This window comes from Streptomyces sp. NPDC032091 (assembly GCF_055580265.1).
The window spans coordinates 1-7,146 of record NZ_JBVILR010000032.1 but is presented as its reverse complement, the minus strand read 5'-3'; the positions used below and the strand labels follow the sequence as shown (position 1 = coordinate 7,146).

7 protein-coding genes and 1 riboswitch are annotated in these 7,146 nt (G+C 71.5%); of the genes, 6 read left to right on the top strand and 1 reads right to left on the bottom strand.

Annotation, left to right across the window (positions count from 1 at the left end):
* Positions 1–177 precede the first annotated feature (177 nt).
* Positions 178–825, bottom strand: coding sequence for an AAA family ATPase (locus tag ACZ5NJ_RS34380; RefSeq protein WP_468770254.1), 648 nt, complete (start codon positions 823–825; stop codon positions 178–180).
* A gap of 226 nt (positions 826–1,051) precedes the next feature.
* Positions 1,052–1,155: riboswitch (glycine riboswitch) on the top strand.
* Positions 1,156–1,306: 151 nt separating this feature from the next.
* On the opposite strand from ACZ5NJ_RS34380, the gene gcvT reads away from it, so the two are divergent.
* From gcvT to ACZ5NJ_RS34350, 6 genes are all read left to right on the top strand, one after another.
* Positions 1,307–2,422 carry a glycine cleavage system aminomethyltransferase GcvT gene (gene gcvT / locus ACZ5NJ_RS34375; RefSeq protein ID WP_468770252.1) on the top strand — a complete coding sequence of 372 codons (1,116 nt, stop codon included), beginning with the start codon at positions 1,307–1,309 and terminating at the stop codon, positions 2,420–2,422.
* A gap of 91 nt (positions 2,423–2,513) precedes the next feature.
* On the top strand, positions 2,514–2,894 hold the full coding sequence (gene gcvH, locus ACZ5NJ_RS34370) for a glycine cleavage system protein GcvH (protein WP_468770251.1): 381 nt from the start codon (positions 2,514–2,516) through the stop codon (positions 2,892–2,894).
* Between the two features lie 17 nt (positions 2,895–2,911).
* A complete protein-coding gene (gene glyA, locus ACZ5NJ_RS34365; RefSeq protein ID WP_042811644.1) occupies positions 2,912–4,168 on the top strand; it encodes a serine hydroxymethyltransferase in 1,257 nt (418 codons plus the stop codon).
* Between the two features lie 258 nt (positions 4,169–4,426).
* Positions 4,427–5,809, top strand: coding sequence for an L-serine ammonia-lyase (locus ACZ5NJ_RS34360; protein ID WP_468770250.1), 1,383 nt, complete (start codon positions 4,427–4,429; stop codon positions 5,807–5,809).
* Positions 5,810–5,996: 187 nt separating this feature from the next.
* Positions 5,997–6,404 (top strand): SsgA family sporulation/cell division regulator, encoded by a 408-nt coding sequence (locus ACZ5NJ_RS34355; RefSeq protein ID WP_468770249.1) that lies wholly within the window; start codon positions 5,997–5,999, stop codon positions 6,402–6,404.
* Positions 6,405–6,496: 92 nt separating this feature from the next.
* Positions 6,497–7,012, top strand: a complete 516-nt coding sequence (locus ACZ5NJ_RS34350; RefSeq protein WP_468770248.1) for an AMIN-like domain-containing (lipo)protein — start codon at positions 6,497–6,499, stop codon at positions 7,010–7,012.
* The last annotated feature ends 134 nt before the right edge of the window (positions 7,013–7,146 follow it).

Below are 7,146 nucleotides of genomic sequence, written 5' to 3'. Positions count from 1 at the left end.
TCGCCCCCTCCCCTCTTTTTCCTTTCTCTGTGGGGTCCCCCCCCTAACCCCCCGCTGGTGTTGGATTCCCCTTGGGTCCCCCCACCCCCGCGCGGCGATCGAGCGCTCCGGGCGCGGAGCGTCCGGTATGGGGTCAGGGGCGGAGCCCCTGGGAACGGTGGAAGGGCGGGTAGGGGATCAGGACATGAAGGCTATTTCCGTCAGGGTCGCCGCCGCCGGGCGGTCCAGGAGGGTGGTGGAGGCGCAGCCGCGGGGGGAGTGGCCCGCGGCGGCCGCCGCGAGGAGACGGGTCACCGCCGCGCGGTGGCGGGCGAAGGCGTAACGGGAGACGCCCCGGCCTCGGGCGGCCTGGCCCGCGAGGGCCTCCTCCGGGGAGGCGTCCAGCAGGAGGAGGTGCAGGCGCCGCCCCCGGCGCCGGGCCTCGGCCGCCAGGAGGGCCCGGACCCAGGTCTGGGTGCCGCAGTCGTGGACCACCACAGACGCCCCGGAGCGCAGCTCGCGCCACAGGGTCCAGTAGTGGGACGCCCGGACCAGCGGCCGGTACACCGCGTACGGCAGCGCGGCCGGCATCCGCCGTTCCCAGCGCTCGCGGACGTCCTGGGAGTCGATGCCGCCCCCGGGGGCCGCCCGCTTGATGAGGGTGGACTTGCCGCCGCCCGGCAGGCCGGACACGACGACGATGTCCCCGGCCGGGAAGTTCAGCCGCCGCGGGCCCCTGGTGAGCGATCCGCGCAGGTCGCGGACCGTGCCGGGGGCCACCGGCAGGGGTCGCGCCCGGACCTCGTCCACCGCCCCCGTGCTGGTCACCACTCCGAATCCGCGCATCGTGATCGTCTCCCCCCGAGTCGGGCCGCGAGGGCCCCATGCCCGCTGAATGTAAAGAGACGGTAATCCGGGTGGGTCGGTTCCGGGCCCGCCGTCCAGGAGCCGGGACCCCGGGGGGTCCGGGCGGCGCGGCCGCCGCGCAGGTTCCGCCGGGCCCCACTGCCCGCTTCCGCCCGACCCGTGCAATGATGTGCGCCATCTGGACACCAACTGCATACCGGCCGCTTGAATCCGCGCGGGAGAGTCCCGGCTGGCCGCGAGGCCGTGCCCGGGCGCCGAAGGAGCAAGTACCTCCCTTGAATCTCTCAGGCCCCGTACCGCGTGGATGAGGCAGATCTGAAAAGCGAGCTGTCCGCAGCTCCACCCAAGGTGCAAGTCGGCGTTCCCCCGTGGGAACTCTCGGCGAACCTCTCAGGTTCCGATGACAGATGGGGAGGATCGTCCTCGTCATGTCATGCCCTGGGACCCGGGAGCCACACCCATGAGCACTGCCCCCCGCCTGACCGCGCTCGACGCGCTGCACCGTTCGCTCGGTGCGACCATGACCGACTTCGCGGGCTGGGACATGCCGCTGCGCTACGCCAGTGAGCGCGACGAGCACAACGCCGTGCGGACCAAGGCCGGCCTGTTCGACCTCTCCCACATGGGCGAGATCACCCTGACCGGCCCGGAGGCCGTCAAGGCCCTGGACTACGCCCTGGTCGGCAACATCTCCACCGTCGGCGTCGGCCGCGCCCGCTACACGCACATCTGCCAGGAGGACGGCGGGATCCTCGACGACCTGATCGTCTACCGCCTCGGCGAGACCGAGTACATGGTCGTCGCCAACGCCTCCAACGCCCAGGTCGTGCTCGACGCGCTGACCGAGCGCGCCGCCGGCTTCGACACCGAGGTCCGCGACGACCGCGACGCGTACGCGCTGATCGCCGTCCAGGGCCCCGAGTCCCCCGGCATCCTCGCCTCGCTGACCGACGCCGACCTGGACGGCCTGAAGTACTACGCCGGCCTGCCGGGCACCGTCGCGGGCGTGCCCGCGCTGATCGCCCGCACCGGCTACACGGGCGAGGACGGCTTCGAGCTGTTCGTCTCCCCCGAGCACGCCGTGGAGCTGTGGCAGGCGCTGACCAAGGCGGGCGAGGGCGTCGGCCTGGTCCCGGCCGGCCTGTCCTGCCGCGACACCCTGCGCCTGGAGGCGGGCATGCCGCTGTACGGGCACGAGCTCACCACCTCCCTCACGCCCTTCGACGCCGGGCTGGGCCGGGTCGTGAAGTTCGAGAAGGAGGGCGACTTCGTCGGCCGCGCCGCCCTGGAGGCCGCCGCCGAGCGCGCCGCCACGCAGGCCCCGCGCAAGCTGGTCGGCCTGGTCGCCGAGGGCCGCCGCGTTCCGCGCGCCGGATTCCCCGTGGTCGCCGACGGCAAGGTGATCGGCGAGGTCACCTCCGGCGCCCCGTCCCCGACGCTGGGCAAGCCGATCGCGATGGCGTACGTCGACGCGGAGCACGCCGCGCCCGGCACCTCCGGCGTCGGCGTGGACATTCGCGGTACGCATGAGCCGTACGAGGTCGTGGCCCTGCCGTTCTACAAGCGGCAGAAGTGACCCCCGGGTCCCCGGGACCCGCCGCCGGTCCGCCGCCGGCACGCAAGACCACCGTTCGTATCCACCGCACCGCATCCAGGAGAATCAGGTCATGAGCAACCCCCAGCAGCTGCGTTACACCAAGGAGCACGAGTGGCTGTCGGACGCCGTCGACGGCGTCGCGACGGTCGGCATCACGGCCTTCGCCGCCGACGCACTCGGTGACGTCGTCTACGCCCAGCTCCCCGAGGTCGGCGACACGGTCACCGAGGGCGAGACCTGTGGCGAGCTGGAGTCGACCAAGTCGGTCAGCGACCTGTACTCCCCCGTCTCCGGTGAGATCGTCGAGTTCAACCAGGACGTCGTGGACGACCCGGCGCTGGTGAACTCCGCCCCGTTCGAGGGTGGCTGGCTGTTCAAGGTGAAGCTGTCGGAGGAGCCCAAGGACGCGCTCTCCTTCGACGAGTACACCGCCCTCACCTCCGGCAACTGACACCCCAGGGGATCCTGATGTCCGTTCTGAACACCCCCCTCCACGAGCTCGACCCCGACGTCGCCGCCGCCGTCGACGCCGAGCTCGTACGCCAGCAGTCCACCCTGGAAATGATCGCGTCGGAGAACTTCGCTCCGGTCGCCGTCATGGAGGCCCAGGGCTCGGTCCTGACCAACAAGTACGCCGAGGGCTACCCCGGCCGCCGCTACTACGGCGGCTGCGAGCACGTCGACGTGGTCGAGCAGATCGCGATCGACCGCATCAAGGCGCTGTTCGGCGCCGAGGCCGCGAACGTCCAGCCGCACTCGGGTGCGCAGGCCAACGCCGCCGCGATGTTCGCGCTGCTCAAGCCGGGCGACACGATCATGGGCCTGAACCTGGCCCACGGCGGTCACCTGACCCACGGCATGAAGATCAACTTCTCCGGCAAGCTCTACAACGTGGTCCCGTACCACGTCGACGAGTCCGGCCAGGTGGACATGGCCGAGGTCGAGCGCCTCGCCAAGGAGTCCAAGCCGCAGCTGATCGTCGCCGGCTGGTCCGCCTACCCGCGCCAGCTGGACTTCGCCGCCTTCCGCCGGATCGCGGACGAGGTCGGCGCGTACCTGATGGTCGACATGGCCCACTTCGCGGGCCTGGTCGCCGCGGGCCTGCACCCGAACCCGGTGCCGCACGCCCACGTCGTGACCACCACCACGCACAAGACCCTCGGCGGTCCGCGCGGCGGCGTCATCCTGTCGACGCAGGAGCTGGCCAAGAAGATCAACTCCGCGGTCTTCCCCGGCCAGCAGGGCGGCCCGCTGGAGCACGTGATCGCGGCCAAGGCCGTCTCCTTCAAGGTCGCGGCCTCGCCCGAGTTCAAGGAGCGCCAGGAGCGCACCCTGGAGGGCGCGAAGATCATCGCCGAGCGCCTGGTCCAGCCGGACGTCACCGAGGTGGGCGTCTCCGTCCTCTCCGGCGGCACCGACGTGCACCTGGTCCTGGTCGACCTGCGCAACTCCGAGCTGGACGGCCAGCAGGCCGAGGACCGGCTCCACGAGATCGGCATCACGGTCAACCGGAACGCGATCCCGAACGACCCGCGCCCGCCGATGGTCACCTCGGGTCTGCGCATCGGTACGCCGGCGCTGGCCACCCGCGGCTTCGGCGCCGAGGACTTCCGCGAGGTCGCCGAGATCATCGCGCAGGCCCTGAAGCCGGCGTTCGACGCGGACGACCTCAAGGCGCGCGTCTCCGCGCTCGCCGCGAAGTTCCCGCTCTACCCGTCGCTGTAGTCACGGGCCAGGAGGGGCCCGGCCTTGTTCCGCACAGGGCCGGGCCCCTTTCTGTCTTCTCCCCCGGCGCCCTCCCCCGCCGGGCACCGGAACGCGAGCTGACTCACGTCCCCCGGACCCTTCCGCGAGCAGAAACGTTCATCTCCACGCGTTACGCTCGTCTGCCGGACAAAATCCGCAGATCCCCCGCGCACCACCCCGCTCCACCACACCCCTGCCCTCTCTCTCCACCCCACGAGCCGACAAGGGAGTCCGCCAGTGGCCATCTCCGTCTTCGATCTCTTCTCCATCGGTATCGGCCCCTCCTCCTCCCACACGGTCGGCCCGATGCGCGCGGCGCGCATGTTCGTGTCCCGTCTGAAGAAGGACGGCGTCCTCGCCCAGACCGCGTCCGTCCGGGCCGAGCTCTTCGGCTCCCTCGGCGCCACCGGCCACGGCCACGGCACCCCCAAGGCGGTCCTGCTGGGCCTGGAGGGCCACTCCCCGCGCACGGTGGACGTGGAGACCGCCGACGACGAGGTGGAGCGGATCCGCCGCACCGGGAAGCTGCGGCTGCTCGGGACGGAGATAGGGAACGTCCACGAGATCGACTTCGACGAGCCGAACCAGCTGATCCTCCACCGCCGCCGCTCGCTGCCCTACCACGCGAACGGCATGACCCTCTTCGCCTACGACGCCTCCGGCGCCCCGCTGCTGGAGAAGACCTACTACTCGGTCGGCGGCGGCTTCGTCGTGGACGAGGACGCGGTCGGCGAGGACCGGATCAAGCTCGACGACACCGTGCTGAAGTACCCCTTCCGCTCGGGCGACGAGATGCTCCGCCTGGCGAACGAGACCGGCCTGTCGATCTCCTCCCTGATGATGGAGAACGAGAAGGCCTGGCGCACCGAGGAGGAGATCCGCGAGGGCCTCCTGGAGATCTGGCGGGTCATGCAGTCCTGCGTCTCGCGCGGCATGTCCCGCGAGGGCATCCTCCCCGGCGGGCTGCGCGTCAAGCGGCGGGCCGCCGCCACGGCGCGCCAGCTGCGCACCGAGGGCGACCCGCTGCTGCACCGCAGCGAGTGGACGACGATCTACGCGATGGCGGTGAACGAGGAGAACGCGGCGGGCGGCCGCGTCGTGACCGCCCCCACCAACGGCGCCGCGGGCGTCCTGCCGGCCGTCCTGCACTACTACGTGAACTTCGTCCCCGGTGCGGACGAGGACGGCGTGGTGCGCTTCCTGCTGGCCGCCGGCGCCATCGGCATGCTCTTCAAGGAGAACGCCTCGATCTCGGGCGCCGAGGTCGGCTGCCAGGGCGAGGTCGGCTCCGCCTGCTCGATGGCGGCGGGCGCCCTGGCCGAGGTGATGGGCGGCTCCCCGGAGCAGGTGGAGAACGCGGCCGAGATCGGCATGGAGCACAACCTCGGCCTGACCTGCGACCCGGTCGGCGGGCTGGTGCAGATCCCGTGCATCGAGCGCAACGGCATGGCGGCGGTCAAGGCCGTCACGGCGGCGCGGATGGCCCTGCGGGGCGACGGCAGCCACAAGGTCTCCCTGGACAAGGTCATCAAGACCATGAAGGAGACCGGCGCGGACATGAAGGTCAAGTACAAGGAGACCGCGCGCGGCGGTCTCGCGGTCAACGTCATCGAGTGCTGACCCGTCGGCGCTGCGTGACGAGGTGAGGTGGGGCCCGGCGCGGGTGCGCCGGGCCCCTCGCCGCTTCCGGGGAAGAGGGGTCCCACGGCCCGCCCGGGTCGGGACCTTCGGCCCACGGGCGGCGGGCGGTACGTGCACTAGCGTGCTGCGGGGGGGCGCTGTTACCCCGCTACGAGAGGCAGCCGCCATGGCCATCACCGAACACCGTGTCCTGCCGCTGCGGCTGGAGGCCGCACCGAAGCCCGTCCCCCTGGAGGGCGTCTTCGTCTACCGCACGGACCGGCCGTACGAGATCGCCGTGGAGTTCCGGGGCGCCGGGGTCCGGATCGCCCGCTGGGTGTTCTCGCGGGAGCTGCTGATCGACGGGCAGACCTGTGCCACCGGGGAGGGCGACATACAGGTGTGGCCGCGCTGGACGGGCACCGAGCCGCGCGTGCTGTTGGCCCTGAGCAACGGCGCGCACGGCTGCGTGGTCTCCGCACGGGCCAAGGACCTGCGCGAGCTGTGCCGGCGGATGATCGAGCTGGTCCCGCGCGGGCAGGAGCAGCGCCACTACGACCTGGACGCGGAGCTGAGCGCGCTGCTGACTTTCTGAGGCTGCCGGGAGCGGGCCGTGCAACCGTCGGGGCCCCTCGGATGTCATACCGGATGACAGTCATTCCCCGTCTCAGAGGATCGGGGGACGCCATGCGTCACCACCCGCACCGCCGCCGGATCGTGGCCCTGGCCACGGGTGCCCTGCTGACCGCAGGGCTGGCGCTCGCCGCACCGGCCTCGGCGGCCGCACCGGCCGCCGTCCGCTCCACGACCCCGCTCGTCGTCAACGCCCGCTGGGGCGGTCACTGCACGTACGACCGGATCGTGATCGACCTCCAGGGCTCCGTGCCCCCGTTCACCGTCACGCCCGTCTCCCAGCTGGTCTACGACGGGTCCGGCAAGCCCGTGCCGCTGCCCGGCAAGTACTTCCTGGAGATCCGCCTGCACCCGGCCGCCGGGCACGACGACGCGGGCAACAACGTCTACCAGGGCCCCAAGCTCCAGCAGATCAACCTCAGCAAGCTGAAGGGCCTCGCCCTGACCGGCGACTTCGAGGGGTACGTGACCTTCGGCGCCGCCTTCGACACCCAGCCCGCCTGGAGCACCTCGGTCCTCCACTCGCCCGAGCGGCTCGTGGTGGACGTCGCGCACCCGAACACCTGCTGACACCGGCCCGGGGCCCGGGCGCCTAGATCCGGAAGAGACGGCCTAGACGAGTAATTCCGAAGTCTTCGGGCGCATGAAGCGAGGGTCTCGTTGGTTCGTTTGTGACGACAAACCTGGAGACCCTCGCGACTGCA

Coding starts and splice junctions, on each gene's coding strand:
- ACZ5NJ_RS34380 (WP_468770254.1), bottom strand. CDS start 825: ATGCGCGGATTCGGAGTGGTGACCAGCACGGGGGCGGTGGACGAGGTC.
- glyA (WP_042811644.1), top strand. CDS start 2,912: ATGTCCGTTCTGAACACCCCCCTCCACGAGCTCGACCCCGACGTCGCC.
- ACZ5NJ_RS34355 (WP_468770249.1), top strand. CDS start 5,997: ATGGCCATCACCGAACACCGTGTCCTGCCGCTGCGGCTGGAGGCCGCA.
- gcvH (WP_468770251.1), top strand. CDS start 2,514: ATGAGCAACCCCCAGCAGCTGCGTTACACCAAGGAGCACGAGTGGCTG.
- gcvT (WP_468770252.1), top strand. CDS start 1,307: ATGAGCACTGCCCCCCGCCTGACCGCGCTCGACGCGCTGCACCGTTCG.
- ACZ5NJ_RS34350 (WP_468770248.1), top strand. CDS start 6,497: ATGCGTCACCACCCGCACCGCCGCCGGATCGTGGCCCTGGCCACGGGT.